This window comes from Clostridium mucosae (assembly GCF_024622765.1).
Lineage (GTDB): Bacteria > Bacillota > Clostridia > Clostridiales > Clostridiaceae > Clostridium.
Genome location: NZ_JANKAF010000011.1, coordinates 33,954 through 53,476 on the forward strand (window position 1 = coordinate 33,954; position 19,523 = coordinate 53,476).

Genomic DNA, 19,523 nt, shown 5'->3' on the forward strand with positions numbered 1-19,523 from the left:
TCCCTTAATTCTCTACTTTAATACTTTTTCATATAATTCTAGTAGCTTCTTTTCCTCTCTATCCCATGAAAAATTATTAATAAAGCTTTCTTTATTCTCTTTACCTATAATCTCTATTCTACTTCTATCCTCTGAGAAATATTCAATTCCTTCTTTAATACTATTAATATCTAAAGGATCCACATACTTTCCTACATTTCCGAAGAACTTTTTCCAGAATTCAAAATCAGATAATACTAATGGTTTTTCACAAGCCATATATTCAAGTACCTTTATTGGAATACTTTCTTTATAATTTTCAGTAGGATATAATGTGCACATTCCTAAATCTGCTGCTTTGATATATGAATAAACATCTTTAACGGGAAGTGATCCAAAATATTTACAATATTTATATCCTTCCAAACTCATACATTCTTCTTTTAGCTCTTCACTTTCAAAAGGGCCTAATATCCAAAGTTCAACTTTTCCTAAGAAAAGTTCTGTTACTTGTATAAGTTCCCTAATTCCTCTAATCTTAGTAATAGACCCAACATAAATTATAACAAACTTATCATCATCTTCTCTTTTTATTGGTTTTGCATTTTCTATTACGTCTCTTATTGCAAAATTCTTTACTGAAATACTATTTTTATTATCAAACTTAGCTGCTAATTCATCACTTGCTGCTATAATTGCATCAAAATTTTTGCTTCTATTTTTCTCGTAAAAATTATATCCTCTAGAAACTATTTTTCTTACCCACATAGGGCCTAAATAACTTTTAGCTAGAATTTGCTTTGGAACATCTTCATGAACATCATAAATTACTTTCTTTCCCTTTTTCTTTAATGCCATCCCTAATTTTATTAGTTCTGGATCGTGAAAATGATATAAATCTGCGTCTAATTCAATAGCTTTGTCTAAAGCTATTCTACTCTTTTTAAATAGTCTATGTAATCTACCAGTATTACTATGATCTAACGCTTTTATATTAGTTCCATATAAAGTTTTATCGTGATCTGAATTTATTATTAAAGAAACATCATAACCTGCTTTACTTAAACTCTGACACTCCTTTAAAAGTATTCTACTATCATTTTCTTTATGTGCAGTAGAAATATGACAAATTTTATTTTTCATTACTTATCTCCTCAAAAATAAATTTAATGCTTATCTTGAAATTTTTTTATTTTTTTCCTCTATTGTTTTACTTTTAAAAATATAAAAATTAAATATACCTAGTATAAATCCAATCCCATAAGATAAATGTAATATTGGGAAAGTAATAAATAGATATGGGAAGTGTTTAAAGCTTTTCTTCTTAGACATTTTAACGCTAAATAAACAATCTAAAATTAAATATAAAAGAATAGTAGCAAAATAACCTATTCTAATTAATTTAGAAAAAATACTAGCAACTCCACCAAACAATAAAAATAACACAAACATAAGTGGTATTAAATGTCTAATTGAAGCTGGCTTTTTATGTTTTTGTATTACTCTAACCTTCCAAAACCCATATTGATAGTATTGTCTCCATAATTTTTTAAAATCACCTCTACTATAATAAGTTGATTTAATCTTTGGAGTCAATAAAATCTTCTTCCCAGTCTTTTGAACTCTAAAGTTTAATTCATCATCTTGATTTCTTACTAACTCTTCATCAAAAGCTCCAATACCAAGAACAAACTCTCTATCGTAAGCTCCAAAGCCTACGGTATCAACATAACTTTCTTTATCTGCATATCTAAACAATGCATTTCCTACTCCAAAAGGACAACTCATTGCTTCTGCAATAGCTTCACCTTTTATACTATCATTAATAGTTGTTATAACTCCTCCAGCACAACCAACTTCTTTATTTTCTAGTGCTAAAACATTTTCTTTAACAAAATCCTTATCTGCATATGCATGTGCTCCAAATATTATTACAATATCAGATTTACTTTCCTTTATTCCAAGGTTCATCCCTGAAGGAGCTGAAAGCTTTTTATTATCTAAAATCCTAACAGAAGGATTCTCCTCTATTATTTCATTAATAATAGCTCTTGTATTATCTGTTGACATTCCATCAGCTATTAATATCTCAATTAATTCTTTAGGATAACTTTGATTTAATAAAGAATCTACGCATTTCTTTATATAATTTTCCTCATTCCTACATGGGATAACAATTGATACCGTCTTTTTCACAATTACAACTCCTATCAAACTTATTAGCTCTATAAACTATATTAATATTGCATCCATAAGATTATTTAACAATTAAATTATAAACATTTTCTAATTCTTTAACTATTACTTTTCTACTAAATCTATTTTTAATATATTCAGAAATTTCATTTCCATTAAATTTAGAATTATTGTTTATAATCTTTTCCATAGCATCATAAAGTTCATTTAATTTTCCAACATTAATCATATAACCAAGATTTTCATTAAAGAAATCTTCTGGTCCACCACACTTAGTTGCTATAATAGGTACCCCGCATGCTAATGCTTCTATATATACAACACCAAAAGTTTCATACATACTTGCCAATACAAAACAATCAGAATTTCCCATTACAGCTGGCAAATCTTCTCTTAAAACTTCTCCTAATAAATGAACATCTTCATTTAAATTATACTTGTCAATTAATTGTTGTATATTTGTTCTTTCTGGACCGTCTCCACCAATATATAGTTCTATATCATTATACTTTTCTTTAAGTTTATTAAAACCTTCAATAACAAGATCTATTCTTTTATTTTTCTTTAAATATGCTACTGTTACAAATCTAAACTTTTTTCTTTTATGCTCTTTATCAACTTTAAATCCATCTGTATTAACAATATTAGGTACAACTACTATATCATTATTAGTATAATTTTTCATTGAAGATTTAAGTTTTTCACCTACGCTTATTAATTTATCTGCATTATTATAAGCTACAGTTAAAACTTGTTTATTATAATCATTTAAAGAATTATTTAATATTGTAGATGAATGTTCTGTTATAACATATGGAATAGAATATTTATCTTTAATAACTTTCGCTGCTAAACCTCCATATAAACCACAATGAACATGTATTACATCTGGTTTACCATACATTTTTACGTACTTTTCATATAAACTTAGTGTTTGCTTTACCCATAAGTTTACACCAAGAAAATTTCTCATCATCAATATATTCCAGCCATGTAATCTTACAGTATTTACACCTTCTTCATCATTAAATGTAATTTGAAAATGATTTTGTTTAAAATTTCTATAATTAATATTAGTCATTCTTCTTGTCTCACTATAAATTACACCTACTTTATGCCCTCCATCTTTTAAGGCAAGAGCTTGCTCTTTAAAAAATATACTTCTTAAAGGCTCTTCTTTAGTAGGATATCCAGAAGGTAATATCAAAATATGCATAAAAATCTCCTTAAAATTAATAAATATAATTTATTAATAATTATAACATATAGATAAGCTAAAACAATAAAGGAAATCTACAAATTTCTTAATAAATAGTTCTCTTATAAATAGATATCTATAAAATACCATGCACTTTTAATTGAATATTTTGTTGTATTATGATAATATAGAGCATAAGTATTTAACGTTTATTCAAAAAAATCGTTATTTACTTATTAATTTATTAACTTTTGTTATATTTTATGATATTATTAATTAAAGCATATATTAAATTTAAACGGAGGAAATTAAATAATGAAAAAAAGTACAAAAGATTCAATTGTTGTTGGTTTTGCTCTATTCTCGATGTTTTTCGGAGCAGGTAACTTAATTTTCCCTGCTTTCCTTGGAAATAAAATAGGAACTGAGTTCATTCTTGGAATTATTGGTTTTATATTCACAGGAGTAGGTTTACCTCTTTTAGCAATATTAGCGTGTTCTAAAGGAGATGGAACATTTAAGACTCTTTCAAGTAGGATAGGAGTTAAATTTTCAGTGATTTTTACAGCTATACTTTTTATAGCAATTGGTCCAATGCTTGCTATTCCTAGAACAGCAGCTACAACATTTGAGCTTACAATAAACCCATTTTTCCCTAGTATATCGCCATTTATAGCTATGGCAGTATATTTTATTATTAATTTATTTTTTGTTTTAAGTAGTACATCAATAATAGATGCAATCGGTAAATATTTAACACCAACATTATTGATACTTCTTGTATTCCTTATTATAAAAGGATTTATAAACCCTATAGGCTCTGTGGTAGAAACTAATGCTATAAATATATTTTCATCCTCATTATTAGAAGGATATCAAACTATGGATGCTATAGCAGCACTTTTATTTGCTGGGATTGTAACTACTTCTTTAAAAGACAAAGGATATAACTCAAAAGAAATGCCAAGTATGATTTTAAAATCAAGTACTGTTGCTGTTGTAGGCCTTGCTTTTATATATGGAGGTTTAACATACATAGGTGCGCAAACAGTTAACCTAGCACCAGCTGATATCGGAAAAACAGGACTTTTAATATTAATATCCAAAAGTATTTTAGGTAATATTGGTCCTGTAATAATTGGACTTGCTATGGGACTTGCTTGCTTAACAACTTCTATTGGTTTATTAACTGCAGGAGCTAATTTCTTCGAAAAAATATCAAACGGAAAATTGCCATTTAAGGTCAATGCAGTAGTTTTATCTATTATTAGTTTAGGTCTTGCCACTTTAGGTGTTGATAATATAGTAGTTTTATCTGTACCAATTCTTAATATTTTATATCCAGTTTCAATTACATTAATTGCAACTACTCTTTTATCTAAGGTATTAACAAATCTAAATGCTATAAGAGTTGGAGTTTATACTTCATTAGTATTTGGAATTTTATTTGCAATACCAGGAATAAACTTAAATTTTATTCCTCTAGCAAGTGTAGGATTTGGTTGGGTTATCCCAACAGTAATTTCAATTATAATAGGATATATTATATTTAATCCTAAGGAAAGTGAAGTTCCTCAACTTGATTAGTAAGTTAAAGTAAACTATGTAACTAAAGATTATATTATATAATTTAAAACATTTCTAAATAATAATTAAAATATAAAAATAGCTGTATTATTAATATTAATACAGCTATTTTTTATATTTAATCTACCATGTGTTTATTTTTCTTTTATTAAACTAACCTATACTACATTCTTAATATAAGCCTTATATTTTTTTATAATAAAAATTTTCATAAATTTGCTCTTTTATTACTTTAAAAATAATACTTGTCTTTTTTTATCTTTTGAAATTTCTTTAATGACAAGTTAACAAAAAATGATATCATTATTGTTATTACTAATATAATAAAGAACAAATGTGATTCACTCATTGTATAATTAAAATAAAATTTATTAATTAAATTACTCAATATAGGAGCTAATATAATCCCTGGAAAAGTTATTAACATAAACTTAGCAATTTTTCTAGGAAGATCAAAAATTATACCTTCATTCATATTTTCTACTAACATTTTATTAGTTAGTTTTTTAGCTCTAATTATTATCACTATTCCTGTAATTATAAAAAATATTGATATGCATGCAATTTGTAAATTACTTATTTCATTTATAGTAGAATATACACCTAAATATTCCATTATTCTATTATATATGTATCTAAGTCCCCTCTCACCATCGTACAAATAAATATATCGACTTACTTCAAAATTAATTAATACAGAAAACATATATATGATAATAAATATTAGTGATCCAAATAAATAGTATATATTAGAAAAAATAGAATCTAACAAAGCTAATCCGCCTATAGTAATTGTAGATATACTAACTATTCTAATTAAATCAATTATTATAACTTCTTTAAAATTCCCTATATAATTTATTATTTCAATATTTTGAAAAGCTTCTTGTCCAACTATAATTAAATAACTTAATAAATAAAAAAGAGCCGACATAACTACTATTATAAATTCTCTACTTCTTATATCAATTCTTGAAAAAGGACCAGATAATAAAGTTGACCACTTTTTTCGTTTAAAAATACCTACTGATATTACATATACTATTATTAAATATAATATTAATATCACAACACCATTAAAAGGCAAAATAAATAATTTGTGATACTTGCCATATAGCATATCCCTTATTTCCCAATCAAAATATTGACTTAGACTAATTTTATTAAATAAAGTTACTCCTATATAAGCTATCATTAATGGAAGTATTATTTTGTTATCTCCTTGATAAAATAAACTTTTATTCAAATATTTCTTCATAATCACACTTCCCTTCTAGCCTATGTATAAATACTTCTTCAAGACTTAAATTTATTTCCTCCATAAACAATGGTTTAAACTTATTCAATCTTTCTTTAAAACCATCATCATATCTTTCAGTTATAATAGTAAATACTCTTCCAACTTGAGAAATGCTAAATATACCATCTATATTTAAATCCTCTTCATATACTGGCATATCAAATGCAACTTGTATCTTTTTAATATTGCGTTTTATATTTTCTAAAGAATTATGATATTCTATTTTCCCATCATTAAGTATAAGTATTTCGTCACATATTCTTTCAAGTTCTCCTAAATTATGTGAACTTATTATAACTGACTTTTCCTTAGTATATACTTCATTCATTATTATTTTTAGAACTTTTTCCTTTAATATTGGATCCAATCCTGATGTAGGTTCATCTAATACTAACAATTCACAATTTAATGAAAAGGCAATCATTAAATTCACCCTCATTTTCATTCCTTTTGATAATTGTAAAAACCTTTTATTTAGAGGAATTTTAAAAATTTTATTAATCTTATAAAACTTATCTTCATCAAAATTAGGATATATACTTTTGTAGTAATTCAATATTTCTTTTAATGTTATTAAATAAAAACTACTATGCTCATCAGGAACAAAGGCTATTTTTCTCTTCACTTCTGGATTATCATAAATTTCTTCTCCATCAAAGAGCACATCACCAGATGTACCTTTATAAATACCAACCAGTCCTCTAATTAGAGAAGTCTTTCCTACTCCACTTGGCCCAATAATACCTAATATCTTTCCTCTCTCTAAAGAAAAACTTATATTATCTAATATCTTACTATCTCCATACTTTAAGGAATAGTTCTTTAATTCTATCATTCTATATTCCTCCTCTTATTTCCTTAAAACCTTCATCTAATAATAAAATTAAATCATTTTCCTCAAGTCCTAAATAATTTGCTTCTAATATTAATCTTTTAAAATCTAAAATTAATTTACTTACCTTTTCCTCTGACACTACTTTTCTGTAATTACCAGATACAAAAGTTCCCTTCCCTTTTATAGTTTCTACAACATTTTGTTTTTCAAGCTCTATATAAGCCTTACTTACTGTATTAGGATTTATAGTTAAAATAATAGCCAACTCTCTTACAGAAGGTAATTTATCGCCAGCTTTTATTACATTTTTCAATATTAGCTCCTTAATCCCAATTATAATTTGTTCATAAATAGGTGTACTACTTCTTGAGTCAATTATTACCATAAGCTCACCTCTTCTAAAAGATTATTTATACATTATGTCGTAGTAATCAACAACATATCCTTCCCCTTCATCAACTACTACTAAATATATTTCCACTGGAGTTTCTTCAATATCCTCAACTTTAGTTTCTTTCATATAATTAACTTTATCTACAGTTCCATCTTCTTTTACATAATTTTTATCTATATTAAAATTGTATGAAGCTAATGCATCTAACTTATACACTCTAATTTCACTTGGACTTTTATAATTCCTCATTTCTTTAAAAGAATCTTCATAATTCATTTTTAAATTTTTTAAATCATCTAAATTTACTTCTTCTAACTCATAGCTATGAACTACAGGTACTTGTTCATTTATATACTTGTTGTTTATATTACCTTCTCCTAAATATAATCTATATCTTTTAGATAAACTTTCTAAAAATTCATTTGGAGTTACTTGATAGTAAACATTTTTTGATTTTACTTCTTCATAACTATTAATATAACCAATAAACTTTACTATTGCTTCCTCTGGAGTATTGTATATTTCTTGCTTTTCATATACATTTGTTCTGTTTCCTAACGATGTAACTATAAGAAAAATAATTATAATACCACTAAAGGCTAAAAGTGTAGATTTCTTCATATAAAATCCCCCTATTTTTCAAACTTTATCCTATATTGTAAAGCTATTTTTCAATTATTATTTAAAATTGACTACAATTTATTTTTCATACGAAACTTTACACTATCTTTTGATTAATAAATCATATTGTAGTTACTTTTTTTATATATAAAGTAACTACTAAATTTGCTAAAATAAAAAAATACTAAGTGTATTACTTAACATAGTACACTTAGTATTATATGGAATATATTTTATTTTAACAATTAATATTTTCTTAATATGTGAATATTAATCTTAAAGTTTTCTTAATAGTATTTTTTTATATTCAGATACAGCTACTTCTAGGACTCTTGACAACTTTGTTTAATTGACATAAGAAAACCTGATACGTATAATATAAAATATTGAATATATTTAAATAAAGAGATAAAAATAAAACTATCAATAGATATCATTTAAAGGAGATTAATCTATATGAATACAATAAAACAACAAATCCTAAATAAAAACAATATAATTTATTCACTTATTACCTTAATGATGTTATCTACAATATCTATAATCTCTCCAATTACCACTGAGTTTAATGTAGTAATATTACTATGGGGAGCATTATATTTTGTAAATGATTTTTTCAAAGAGAAAACTTTTTATAAATCTAGGTATTCAAAAATACTAATAATTTATATGATAATATTTTTTATAGGTATATTAATTAATTACAAAAATAATTTAATTGGAAATATAAAAACATTTTCATATACTGGATTTTTTTTATTTGTTGTATATTCTTACAAAAAAGATTTTAATAAGAAATCTATTCACAAAGAGTTATATAACATAAATAGCATAATAATAATAATTAGTTCCATTGTATCTTTTGCATCACTACTGACATTTATATTTTTTATTCAATTTTCATATAATAATATTCCTCAGGGCTTTGTTTATCCTAACTCACCTGCTTTATGGGGATTTTATGGCAATCCAAACTCCGGAGGTATGGTTGCAGTTATTTCAATTATAGTTACAATCTTTAATATATATTTATATAAAAACTTAAAAGATAAAAGCTCTAGCCTAACAAGAAAAATATATTATTACTTTAACATAATAGTTCAATTTTTATATTTGATATTATGTAACTCTAGAGGTGCTGTAGTTTCTCTATTAGCTTTTATAATTTTTGCATCATTTTATTTATCATTTATTTTCTTTAAAGAAAATAAAAAAATGGTAAATATTAAATCAATAATAATTTCTTTATTATTAACATGTATTATTTCTTTTGTATATACTTATACTATTCCTACATTAAAAAAGGGATTAGCTTATATTCCTAAAACAATAGATAAATTAATAAATTCAGAAAATAATGATGTAGGCATAATCGAAACAGACAGTGATAATGAAGTTATAGAGCTAGATCGTAACATTGAAAGTGGACATGTTTCAACAGGAAGAGCCGAAATCTGGACTTATGGCTTAAATACATTAAAACTTAATCCTCTATTTGGTCATGGTCCAGATAACATAGGATTGGCTAAACAAAAAATATATCCTAATGATAAAAGCAGATATATGGTAACAAACAATATGCATAATGGATATTTACAAATACTTTTATCAAATGGAATACTTGGATTTTTAGCTTTTGCTTTATTCATTATTCTTATAGTAAAAGATACTCTAATTTCACTATTAAGTAATAAAATTACCTCCGATAAAAGTTTATATATTTTGTTGTTCTTTATTACAGGATTATTACTCTCAATTGCTGTTAACGGATTATTTGAAAATGTAATTTTACTTACTCAAAGTTATATAACGACTGTTTTATGGATTTATCTAAGCTATCTTTCTAGAAGATTAGATAAAGTAAAATAAATAGTATAAAAAAGTAGTATAAAAAACGTACTACTTTTTTTATTATAAATATAAAAATTTTAAACAACTTAATAATATAAAAAGCTCCATATCTTGAAATATGAAGCTTTATTTTTACTTTATTTCATATCTGAACTTGAAAAATTATTTAATGGGAAGTTTACAGGCATTCCTGTTTTTCTTGATTTATAAGCCGCTAAAATAATTGATAAAGGAACTATAGCATCTTCACCGCTTATATATGGCTTTCTATCTTCATTTATAGCATCTACAACATCTCTAAATAATGGAGTGTGTCCTTTTCCATATACGCTATCTATTTGAACTTGTAAGTCCTTCTTAGCAACATCTTCATCTTCGCCTTCAAATCTCCAAGTTTTAAGTTCATTCACAGCAAGGCCACCTATTACAACTGTTCCCTCTGTACCAAATACACTTAATGTTTCTTCTAAGTTCTTTGGATAAACGACTGCACTACCTTCTACAATTCCAATAGATCCATTTTTAAATCTAATAACTATGGCTCCAAAGTCTTCACCTTCTATAGGATTTCTAAAAGTATCACATTCTGCATATACTCTTTCAACCTCTGAGCCAATCATCCATTGTAATAAATCTATATTATGTATACATTGATTCATTAAAGTACCGCCATCTAAATCCCAAGTACCTCTCCATGGAGCTTGCTTATAATAATTGTCATCTCTTCTCCAAAGGACCCTAGCTGTACCATTCATTATTCTTCCTAGTTTTTTATCTTCTACAGCTTCTCTAAGCTTTTGTATTGGCTTATTAAATCTATTTTGATGAGCAACTGAAAGTTTAACATTATTTTTCTTTGCAACTTCAATCATTTCATTTGCATCACCTATTGACATTGCCATTGGTTTTTCAACTATTACGTGTTTACCTTTATTCATGCAATATATCGCAATTTCTGCATGATATCCACTTTCTGTTGCTATTGTAACAACATCAATATCTTCATTTTCAAGCATTACTTTATAGTCTTCATAAGCTCCAACTTTTAATGATGAATCATTCATCTTAGTTAAATATTCTTCCTTTTTAGCTTCTGCAAGATTAAGTTTTACATCACACGTTGCTACTAATTCTGCAACATCTTTATTTTCAACTAACCCTTCTACATGCTTATATGAAATTCTTCCACAACCTATAATTGCAAATTTTAGCTTTTTCATTTATTTAACCACCTTTATAAACATTTTATTATTGTTTTAAAAATTAAAGAAATATCAAAAATCAAATTACTTTTTTCAATATATTCTAAATTTAACTTAAGCTTATCTTTCATAATTACATTTATATAATATTCTTCTGGATTATCTACATTACCTAAAATATCATTTTCATCTTTATATCTTAAAGATGCTAAATCAGTTATACCAGGTCTAACCTCTAATACCCTTTTTTCTGACTCTGTATATAAATCAACATATTTAGGAACTTCTGGTCTTGGTCCAACTAAACTCATATCGCCCCTTAAAACATTAAACAATTGAGGAAGTTCATCTATTTTATATTTTCTTAAAAAGGCGCCTACTTTAGTAATTCTATTATCTTTTCCTACTGTTATTTGTTTTCCAATCTTTTCTGCATCACTTACCATTGTTCTAAACTTATAAATATAAAATGGCACTCCATTTTTCCCTATTCTCTTTTGCATAAATAGAATATTTCCTTTAGAATCTATTTTTATAGCTATTGCTACTATTAATAGTATTGGTGATAAGATTATTATCCCTAACAAAGAAGCTAAAAAATCAAATATTCTTTTTATAATCTCATTAATCTTTTTCATTTTTTCTCCCTTTACAATTAATCTGATGTTTCATTATTAGTTATTGCAACTTCATTCACTTCACTAGGCTCTTTATAAGTTGGTACTATTTGCTTTAACTTTTCTTTTACTTTTTCTTCATCGTTTTCTTCTAATATATCTTTTAAATCAAATAACTTCTTTCTTAAATTATCAATACTATCAAAGGTTGGTCTTCCTATATATATCTTTTTATGATTTGTATTTAAGAGTCCTTCTTCGCTCATTAATAATTCTTCATATAGCTTTTCTCCAGGTCTTAATCCAGTAACCTTTATCTTTATATCCCTATGTGGCTCTAATCCAGATAGCTTTATTAAATCTATTGCTAAATCATAAATTTTAACTGGTTCACCCATATCTAAAATAAAGACTTCTCCACCTTTAGCAAACCCACCTGCTTGAAGTACAAGTTGTGCAGCTTCAGGTATAAGCATGAAATATCTTGTTATATTCTTATGAGTTACAGTAACTGGACCACCATTTTTTATTTGCTTTTTAAACAAAGGTATTACAGAACCATTACTTCCTAATACATTTCCAAATCTAACTGCAACAAATTCAGTATTACTAATTGTATTATATGATTGTATTATCATTTCACATAATCTTTTTGTTGCTCCCATTATATTAGTAGGATTTACAGCTTTATCAGTAGAAATAAGAACAAACTTTTCAATCCCTTTTTCATGTGATATATCAACTAAATTTAATGTACCAAAAACATTGTTTTTAATTGCCTCTTTTGGGCTATCTTCCATAAGCGGAACATGCTTGTGAGCTGCTGCATGAAATACTACATTTATGTTGTACCTGTCAAATATTTCTCTTAACCTCTCCTTATCTCTTACAGATCCAATTAATACTTTTATGTTTAAGTTTGGATAATCATGTCTTAATTCATTTTGAATGTCATAAACAGTATTTTCGTATATATCAAAAAGAACTAAAAGTTTTGGTCCAAACTGAGCTATTTGCCTACATAATTCTGATCCTATTGACCCCCCAGCACCTGTGACTAAAACTACCTTATTGTTTAAATAATCAGAAATCCCCTTGTTATCTAAGACAACAGGGTCTCTTCCAAGTAAATCCTCAAGTTCAACATCTTTTATCTTATTAACCGTTGCTTCTCCTGATATAATTTCATAAATGCCTGGTATTATTTTTATTTTACAATTAGCTTTTTTACAAATATCTAAAATTTCTCTTTTATTTTCATTATCAATAGATGGAATAGCAATAATTATTGTATCTATTTCTCTTTCTTCTGCTAACCTTACTATATCCTTTCTTTTGCCTTCTACCTTTACACCACTTATTCTTTTGCCTTGCTTAAAATCTGCATCATCAATTAAAAGAATTGGATTTAGCTTAAGATTTCTTCTTGCAAGCATTTCATTAATAATCATTGTCCCCGCTGAACCAGCACCAATAATCATTACTCTTTGCTGATCCTTTGCATACTTATAAGGAACATATAATAATGTTCTTCTATAAACTCTATATAACACCCTATATCCAAGAACAAAAATACATGTAATCATAGTACCAATAACACAAACATTTAATGGTATAGTAGCACCTATACTTCTAGTATACAATATAACTAAAGCTCCTGCTAAAATTCCTCCACCAGCACCTAGTAAAAATTCATCCGTTCCTGTTAGATGCCAAAGTGAGCTGTACATTTGAAATAAGGTGAAACACACTAAATATATTATTGTAACTACAACAACATCTTTTTGATATATAGTAGATATTTCAGTAAATCTTTCATAAAAAGTAATATTTATTGATAATAAATACGCCATATTTACCATAAAAATATCTATTAGTACTAATATAAAAGTTCTAAGCTTATTCATATTTTTTTCTCCCAACATTTATTTAAATAATTTCCAAACATCTCTTAACTTCTACAATTATACTACTAATAGCAATATATTGTCCATATTGCTAAGCTTTCGTTAACTTATTATTTATTTTTCCCTTTAAGAATTGATTTTATTATAGTAAAAATGTCTTTAATAACTTTTTTGTACATAAACAATACAACGGATGTACTTAATATAGTAAATACCAATATTATAGTATTAAACTTATAGATACTTGATATAGTAGCTAAAATATAAACAGAAATAACACTTACAAAAAACTTAGCATATTTAACTTCTACCTTGTATAATTTATTACCAAAATAACTTCTAGTTACAAAAAATACAACGTAAGCTAATCCTGTTGAAATAGCTGCACCTTTTGATCCTAAATGAGGAACTAGAATTAAATTTCCTATTATATTTGCAATTGCAGATGCTACTGCTATGTAAATATGATATTTAGTCTTCTTCTTAAAATTAATTCCTAAAACAGTTGTTTCAGATATTGTGTACATAATTGGCATTAAAACTAAGAATGGGAATATAAATTGAGCTCCTTCATACTTTTTGCCTAGTATTATTATTAATAAATCCTTTGTAGCTATTAAACCTATGGCTATAATAAGCATAAAGAATGATACAATTTCATTAATATTACTAAAAAACTTTCTATCCTCAGGATTATTATGATATTTATCATAAGCAACTGGGACCCAAAAAGTAGTAAAAGCTCCCTGTACAGTATTTAATATAGAAATTATGTACATTGCTCCACCATATAGTCCAAGTTGAGTATAATCGCTAAAAAGTTGAATTGATATCCTATCGATAGATTGAAACACCCAAGTTATAGCCATTGAAAAAATAAATGGTGTTCCGTATTTAATTAATTCTTTAGTAGATGTTCTTACTTCAACCCCTTTTCCCAAACTAACCCAATCTTTTCTTTCTATTAAAACTGCCATTATTACCATAACTAAATTTCCTAAAACAGTCGCTAAAACTAAAGTCATGTAGTTATTTCTAAACACATAAAATAATGATACAATAAAAATAATAAATGCTACTTTATTAATAACACCAAACATTGAATATGACTTAGCCTTTTGCTTCATTCTAACATTAATCATTGCAAAATTACTTATTATGCTAACAAAGCTATGAAATGCAAATAAAAATACTAAGAAAAAAGAAGTTTCTTCAACCATATAATTTGAAACTTGTTTGTAAAATATTAAAAGTATTGCACCTAAACAAAAGTTTAATATTATTGGAACCTTTACAGCTCTTCTTAATAAAGCTCCTCTTTCTTTTTCTTCATTAAAATATCTTATATATGCTTGATCTAAGCCCATAGTTAAAATAAGAACTATCAAGCTAGTATAAGTTATGAATATATCAGCTCTTCCTTTTTCATAAGGCTCAATCATCCTTGAAACAATTGGTGTCGAAACAAGGCCTAAAATCATAACTAAGCCATTTCCTATTGCAAATTCTATAAATTTTTTAAATAATCCACTCATTTATTCACCTATCAAATTATAATTTTTTCATTTTTATATAATTATAGCATATGATGTCTAATTAACAATAAAGAAACCTTATACTTTTCTTAAGATTTCTTTACATATATCGACTAAAATATGTATTTGTTATATAATTAACTATAATATATATTCCATTTTTAGGAGGATTTAATATGAAAGTAATTGTATCCCATGATGTTGATAATTTAACTAGAAAGGAGCATAAGAAAGATTTAATAGTTATTAAAATGATTATTCGTGCATTTCTGGAATTGTTTCTCTTTAGAATAAATCTATCGACATTTCTTTCTAGACTAAATTGCATAATTAAAAATAATTTCACAAACATAGACAAGCTAGTTCAATTTGATGTAACATACAATACAAAGGCTACTTACTTTTTTGCTACTTCAAACGATAATACACTTGCTTATAAAGCTGAAGCTGCTAAAGAACATATCCGATATATATTAAAAAATAATTTAAATGTTGGACTACATGGAATAGCTTATAATGATTTTAATAAAATGAAAAATGAGTATGATAAATTTAATTTACTTCACAACACTAAAAATATTGGAATAAGAATGCATTACTTAAGAAGAGATAGCAATACTTTTTCTTTTATGAAAGATATAGGTTATAGTTTTGATACAACAGAATATTCTAAGGAGTTAAAACAACCTTACATAACAGAAGAAGGGTTAATTGAAATTCCTTTTCATATAATGGATAGCTATTTATTTCAAGAAAATGGTCTTCAAAAATATAATTTAAAATATGCAATAGATTTTACAAAAAAGATAATAGATTCAAACTACGATAAAGATATTATTTTTAATATAAACTTACACCAAGAATATTTCTCAAATGGATGGAAAGATTGGAAAGATTGGTATATATGGCTTGTTACTTATTGCAATAGTAAAAAAATAGACTTTATTAGTTATCAGGAGGTAGTAAATGAACTTACAGATAAATCAGATAGATACAAAGAACATAGAGTTACTAGATAAATGGAATAAATTTGTTGATGAATCTCCAGAAGGAACATTTTATCATAAAAGCTATTGGCTACTTAACAATATAGGATCAAGCTTTAAAAGTGCTCAGCAATATAAACTATATTATTTATCCGATGCAAATAAAAATTGGGTAGCAGCATTTTATATTCCTACATCTAAGAAGCTTGGAATGAACTTTGTTGTTATGCCTCATATGACACCTTTTAGCGGCGTTATGATATCTCCTACAATTCACAAATTAACTATTTCTAAAAGAATCTCAAATATAAAAGAGATAAATGAGATATTTATAAACGAATTAAAAAAAGAAAAACTACTTTACTATAGTTTTTCACCAGAACATACAGACATACAACCATTTATATGGAATAAATATGTTACTTCAGTAAGATATACCTATAGAGTAAATTTAGTAGATGAAAAAACTCTTTGGAGCAATCTTCAAGAAAAAACCTCAGTAAATAAGGGTAATAAAAGCAACGTAACAGTTAGATGGGGTTTTAACGAGTATTTAGATACTTACTTTGAACTAAACGATAAAAGCTTTAGTAGTCAAAATATAAATAACTTTGATAATGATCTCACTAAAAAATTATTAATTGAATTAAATAAAAATAATAATTGTATTATAGGTATTATATTCGATGAAAATAACAAAGCAATTGGTGGATGCGTTTTAGCTTATGATAATAAAAGAGCTTATTATATAATGGGTGGAATCTCTAGAGAAAATAACTTCGGAATGTCTTATTTACTTTGGCAAGCTATTTTATATACTAAAAATACATTAAAGCTTCCTGTATTTGATTTTGAAGGATCTATGATACCATCAATTGAAAAATACTTTAGAAAATTTGGTGGAGAATTAACTCCTTATTACTCATTAAATAGCTTGTTACTTACTATTAAAAATCATATATAATAAATAACCTGCCTAAAATAATAAATTTTTAAAATACAAATTTGTTATTTTAGAAATTATATACTTTTTAATTAAATAAATAACGCCCAATAAGAATAAAAATTCTTATTGGGTATTATTTATTTTGGAATTCTCAAAAATAATCAGCTAATTAAATTTTTGAGAATTCCACTTTATTTTATAATATTTATACCTAAATTATATAGTACACTATCACTTATAATAGCTCTACTTCCTAAAACATATATGTTTTGTAAATTAGGTCTTACTGATGTCATAAGCTCCTTTACATCTGGTTCTGCAGAATTAAGATTTGATAATACAACAAATCCAGAATTCTTTCCAGCAAGCGCAGATACAGATAACGCATCAGGGAAGTCTAATCCAGATGCTATATACATATTACTAAGATCTAAACTAGATTTGAACTTATTAAAGATATTCTTATTTGTTTCGTATCTATTCTTACCACCAAGCCTTTCAACATTTGAAAGCTTACTAGCAACATTATCAGATACGGCACCACTTGAACCTATAACATAAGATTTACTTATATTTAATCCATTTAAATGATTTAACACCTCACTAGGAAGTTGATTCTTTTCTGTTAGTAATATAGGCATATTTCTTATTGCTGCAATTGATGATATTGATAATCCATCAGCAAAGTCTAATCCACTTACTACCGCAACCTCACCAGAACTATTTCCTAATTCTTTTGATATTTGAACTGAAGTTTCATATCTATTCTTTCCACCAAGTCTTTTGCTACTTATACCTTGTGATGAAAGTTCACTTTCAAATGATGAAGGTATAACGCCAGTTCCACCTACTAAAAATACATTCTTTACACCTTTAGATTTTAATAAATTTAAAAGATTAGGTTGATTCATTAAAGAAGTATTTTCAGCTAATACTATAGGTGCATTATACTTAGTAGCTAAAGGGGTTGCACACAAAGCATCTGGATAATCTAAACCTGGAGCTATAACAGCATATTCTGAACTACTCCATCCATTCCTAAATAATTCATAAGATGTTTCATATCTGTTATTTCCATATATTCTATTAGCTACCAATGGATTGCTATTATATAAATAATCTAATGCTCCATCTAACATAGCATTTATAAGTTTTTCTTGATAGTCCCAATTTTTTAAATTACCAGCCTCGTTTACATTTGTTAAAAACCCACATTCTACTAAACTTGCTGGCATATTAGTTTCTCTAACTACATGGAAATCCTCCCATTTGGCTCCCCTGTTTACAGCACCAGTATAACTAATTAATTTACTTTGAATTTTTTCTGCTAAAGGCTTGTCTATATCTTTCTTATAAAATGTTTCTATTCCTGATGCACTTGTAGCTCCTGCAGAATTTATATGTATTGAAATAAAAATATCTGGATTTACATTATTAGCTCCCCTACTTCTATCTTCTAAAGATACATATACATCTGAGGTTCTACTCATTATTACCTTTATTCCATTTGCCTCAAGTTTTTCTTTAAGCCTAAGTCCATAATTTAAAACTATATCCTTTTCTACTATTCCATTACCTTGAGCACCAGGATCATATCCCCCATGACCAGGATCAATATAAACAACATATTGTGAATTTGCTCTTGATTCTAAATTATTTATAGATTTTACATTTGCACTTTCCATCGAAACATATACTTCTTTTATATAATACGTTTCACCCTTCTTTCCAATGATAAAGGTTGTACCTTCTTCTACCCCAGTTAACTTATTATTTTCTACGTTGACAATTTCTTCATTTTCAGAGTTCCATATTACTTCTTGATACTTCTCAGAATCAGTAAGATCGATTTCTTCACCAACGTAAACATACAAACCATCTTCAAATTTTACATTTGCTTCCCCATATTTAGAAACTATTTCCTTCAATTCTTGTTCAACCATTTTAGAACTATTTTCGTATGCATGTGCTTTTATGTCAAATAAAGGTAAAGCAAGATTGAAAATTAATGCAAATACTACTATCAATCCTATAAATTTAAAATTTTTCTGTTTTCCCAAGATCCCCATCCTTTCTTTTCTTCATTTTTTTATTTATATTAAACTTTACATAATATAATTATATATTATATCAAAAAATTCTTCAAGAAAGCTATGTTATGATTCAAGGTAAATTTAGTAAAATTTATACAAATTTGATAAATTTATTTTTAATATGGTATAATTTGTATTATTTACTAGATTGGAGTATTAAAATGAAAAGAAATTTTTTAAAAACATTAGTTATCTCATTATCTCTTTTATCTATTTCAACTTTTCTGTACAAGCTCTCTCCATAGATTATATAGCCGGGAGCACTAGATACGAATC

16 protein-coding genes are annotated in these 19,523 nt (G+C 26.2%); 4 read left to right on the forward strand and 12 right to left on the reverse strand.

Annotation, left to right across the window (positions count from 1 at the left end):
• Positions 1 to 12 precede the first annotated feature (12 nt).
• From NSA50_RS12595 to NSA50_RS12605, 3 genes are all read right to left on the reverse strand, one after another.
• Positions 13 to 1,122, reverse strand: a complete 1,110-nt coding sequence (locus NSA50_RS12595) for a glycosyltransferase (RefSeq protein ID WP_257445514.1) — start codon at positions 1,120 to 1,122, stop codon at positions 13 to 15.
• Positions 1,123 to 1,152: 30 nt separating this feature from the next.
• The gene (locus NSA50_RS12600) at positions 1,153 to 2,175 is read right to left on the reverse strand and encodes a glycosyltransferase family 2 protein (RefSeq protein WP_257445516.1); all 1,023 of its coding nucleotides are present in this window, start codon (positions 2,173 to 2,175) and stop codon (positions 1,153 to 1,155) included.
• Positions 2,176 to 2,236: 61 nt separating this feature from the next.
• Complete coding sequence (locus tag NSA50_RS12605; RefSeq protein ID WP_257445518.1) at positions 2,237 to 3,391, reverse strand: glycosyltransferase; 1,155 nt, start codon at positions 3,389 to 3,391, stop codon at positions 2,237 to 2,239.
• A gap of 297 nt (positions 3,392 to 3,688) precedes the next feature.
• On the opposite strand from NSA50_RS12605, the gene brnQ reads away from it, so the two are divergent.
• Entirely contained in the window at positions 3,689 to 4,960 is a 1,272-nt protein-coding gene (brnQ, locus tag NSA50_RS12610) for a branched-chain amino acid transport system II carrier protein (RefSeq protein WP_257445520.1), read from the forward strand.
• A gap of 232 nt (positions 4,961 to 5,192) precedes the next feature.
• Here brnQ and NSA50_RS12615 read toward each other — a convergent pair whose 3' ends face one another.
• The 4 genes from NSA50_RS12615 to NSA50_RS12630 are packed head-to-tail and all read right to left on the reverse strand — an operon-like array spanning position 5,193 to position 8,110.
• The gene (locus NSA50_RS12615; RefSeq protein ID WP_257445529.1) at positions 5,193 to 6,218 is read right to left on the reverse strand and encodes a hypothetical protein; all 1,026 of its coding nucleotides are present in this window, start codon (positions 6,216 to 6,218) and stop codon (positions 5,193 to 5,195) included.
• Positions 6,199 to 7,095 (reverse strand): ABC transporter ATP-binding protein, encoded by an 897-nt coding sequence (locus NSA50_RS12620; RefSeq protein ID WP_195429145.1) that lies wholly within the window; start codon positions 7,093 to 7,095, stop codon positions 6,199 to 6,201. The genes NSA50_RS12615 and NSA50_RS12620 overlap by 20 nt, the downstream gene beginning before the upstream one ends.
• A gap of 1 nt (position 7,096) precedes the next feature.
• On the reverse strand, positions 7,097 to 7,480 hold the full coding sequence (locus NSA50_RS12625) for a GntR family transcriptional regulator (protein ID WP_257445531.1): 384 nt from the start codon (positions 7,478 to 7,480) through the stop codon (positions 7,097 to 7,099).
• A gap of 21 nt (positions 7,481 to 7,501) precedes the next feature.
• Positions 7,502 to 8,110, reverse strand: a complete 609-nt coding sequence (locus NSA50_RS12630; RefSeq protein WP_257445533.1) for a hypothetical protein — start codon at positions 8,108 to 8,110, stop codon at positions 7,502 to 7,504.
• Positions 8,111 to 8,566: 456 nt separating this feature from the next.
• Here NSA50_RS12630 and NSA50_RS12635 point away from each other — a divergent pair, with 456 nt between their 5' ends.
• Positions 8,567 to 9,979, forward strand: a complete 1,413-nt coding sequence (locus NSA50_RS12635) for an O-antigen ligase family protein (RefSeq protein WP_257445535.1) — start codon at positions 8,567 to 8,569, stop codon at positions 9,977 to 9,979.
• 119 nt (positions 9,980 to 10,098) lie between these two features.
• Here NSA50_RS12635 and NSA50_RS12640 read toward each other — a convergent pair whose 3' ends face one another.
• The 4 genes from NSA50_RS12640 to NSA50_RS12655 all read right to left on the reverse strand — a co-directional run bounded on the left by NSA50_RS12640 (position 10,099) and on the right by NSA50_RS12655 (position 15,222).
• On the reverse strand, positions 10,099 to 11,181 hold the full coding sequence (locus NSA50_RS12640) for a Gfo/Idh/MocA family protein (protein ID WP_257445537.1): 1,083 nt from the start codon (positions 11,179 to 11,181) through the stop codon (positions 10,099 to 10,101).
• A gap of 14 nt (positions 11,182 to 11,195) precedes the next feature.
• Positions 11,196 to 11,801: a sugar transferase gene (locus NSA50_RS12645; RefSeq protein WP_257445539.1), complete on the reverse strand. Its 606-nt coding sequence runs from the start codon at positions 11,799 to 11,801 to the stop codon at positions 11,196 to 11,198.
• Positions 11,802 to 11,818: 17 nt separating this feature from the next.
• Positions 11,819 to 13,687, reverse strand: coding sequence for a polysaccharide biosynthesis protein (locus tag NSA50_RS12650; protein WP_257445548.1), 1,869 nt, complete (start codon positions 13,685 to 13,687; stop codon positions 11,819 to 11,821).
• Positions 13,688 to 13,797: 110 nt separating this feature from the next.
• Entirely contained in the window at positions 13,798 to 15,222 is a 1,425-nt protein-coding gene (locus NSA50_RS12655) for a lipopolysaccharide biosynthesis protein (protein ID WP_257445550.1), read from the reverse strand.
• Positions 15,223 to 15,398: 176 nt separating this feature from the next.
• Here NSA50_RS12655 and NSA50_RS12660 point away from each other — a divergent pair, with 176 nt between their 5' ends.
• Positions 15,399 to 16,241 carry a polysaccharide deacetylase family protein gene (locus NSA50_RS12660; RefSeq protein WP_257445552.1) on the forward strand — a complete coding sequence of 281 codons (843 nt, stop codon included), beginning with the start codon at positions 15,399 to 15,401 and terminating at the stop codon, positions 16,239 to 16,241.
• Positions 16,189 to 17,172 carry a hypothetical protein gene (locus NSA50_RS12665; protein WP_257445553.1) on the forward strand — a complete coding sequence of 328 codons (984 nt, stop codon included), beginning with the start codon at positions 16,189 to 16,191 and terminating at the stop codon, positions 17,170 to 17,172. Before NSA50_RS12660 ends, NSA50_RS12665 begins: the two co-directional genes overlap by 53 nt.
• Positions 17,173 to 17,345: 173 nt before the next feature.
• Here NSA50_RS12665 and NSA50_RS12670 read toward each other — a convergent pair whose 3' ends face one another.
• Complete coding sequence (locus tag NSA50_RS12670; RefSeq protein ID WP_257445555.1) at positions 17,346 to 19,223, reverse strand: cell wall-binding repeat-containing protein; 1,878 nt, start codon at positions 19,221 to 19,223, stop codon at positions 17,346 to 17,348.
• Positions 19,224 to 19,523 lie beyond the last annotated feature (300 nt).

Coding starts and splice junctions, on each gene's coding strand:
- NSA50_RS12625 (WP_257445531.1), bottom strand. CDS start 7,480: ATGGTAATAATTGACTCAAGAAGTAGTACACCTATTTATGAACAAATT.
- NSA50_RS12630 (WP_257445533.1), bottom strand. CDS start 8,110: ATGAAGAAATCTACACTTTTAGCCTTTAGTGGTATTATAATTATTTTT.
- NSA50_RS12645 (WP_257445539.1), bottom strand. CDS start 11,801: ATGAAAAAGATTAATGAGATTATAAAAAGAATATTTGATTTTTTAGCT.
- brnQ (WP_257445520.1), top strand. CDS start 3,689: ATGAAAAAAAGTACAAAAGATTCAATTGTTGTTGGTTTTGCTCTATTC.
- NSA50_RS12605 (WP_257445518.1), bottom strand. CDS start 3,391: ATGCATATTTTGATATTACCTTCTGGATATCCTACTAAAGAAGAGCCT.
- NSA50_RS12665 (WP_257445553.1), top strand. CDS start 16,189: ATGAACTTACAGATAAATCAGATAGATACAAAGAACATAGAGTTACTA.
- NSA50_RS12650 (WP_257445548.1), bottom strand. CDS start 13,687: ATGAATAAGCTTAGAACTTTTATATTAGTACTAATAGATATTTTTATG.
- NSA50_RS12635 (WP_257445535.1), top strand. CDS start 8,567: ATGAATACAATAAAACAACAAATCCTAAATAAAAACAATATAATTTAT.
- NSA50_RS12670 (WP_257445555.1), bottom strand. CDS start 19,223: ATGGGGATCTTGGGAAAACAGAAAAATTTTAAATTTATAGGATTGATA.
- NSA50_RS12660 (WP_257445552.1), top strand. CDS start 15,399: ATGAAAGTAATTGTATCCCATGATGTTGATAATTTAACTAGAAAGGAG.
- NSA50_RS12620 (WP_195429145.1), bottom strand. CDS start 7,095: ATGATAGAATTAAAGAACTATTCCTTAAAGTATGGAGATAGTAAGATA.
- NSA50_RS12615 (WP_257445529.1), bottom strand. CDS start 6,218: ATGAAGAAATATTTGAATAAAAGTTTATTTTATCAAGGAGATAACAAA.
- NSA50_RS12640 (WP_257445537.1), bottom strand. CDS start 11,181: ATGAAAAAGCTAAAATTTGCAATTATAGGTTGTGGAAGAATTTCATAT.
- NSA50_RS12595 (WP_257445514.1), bottom strand. CDS start 1,122: ATGAAAAATAAAATTTGTCATATTTCTACTGCACATAAAGAAAATGAT.
- NSA50_RS12655 (WP_257445550.1), bottom strand. CDS start 15,222: ATGAGTGGATTATTTAAAAAATTTATAGAATTTGCAATAGGAAATGGC.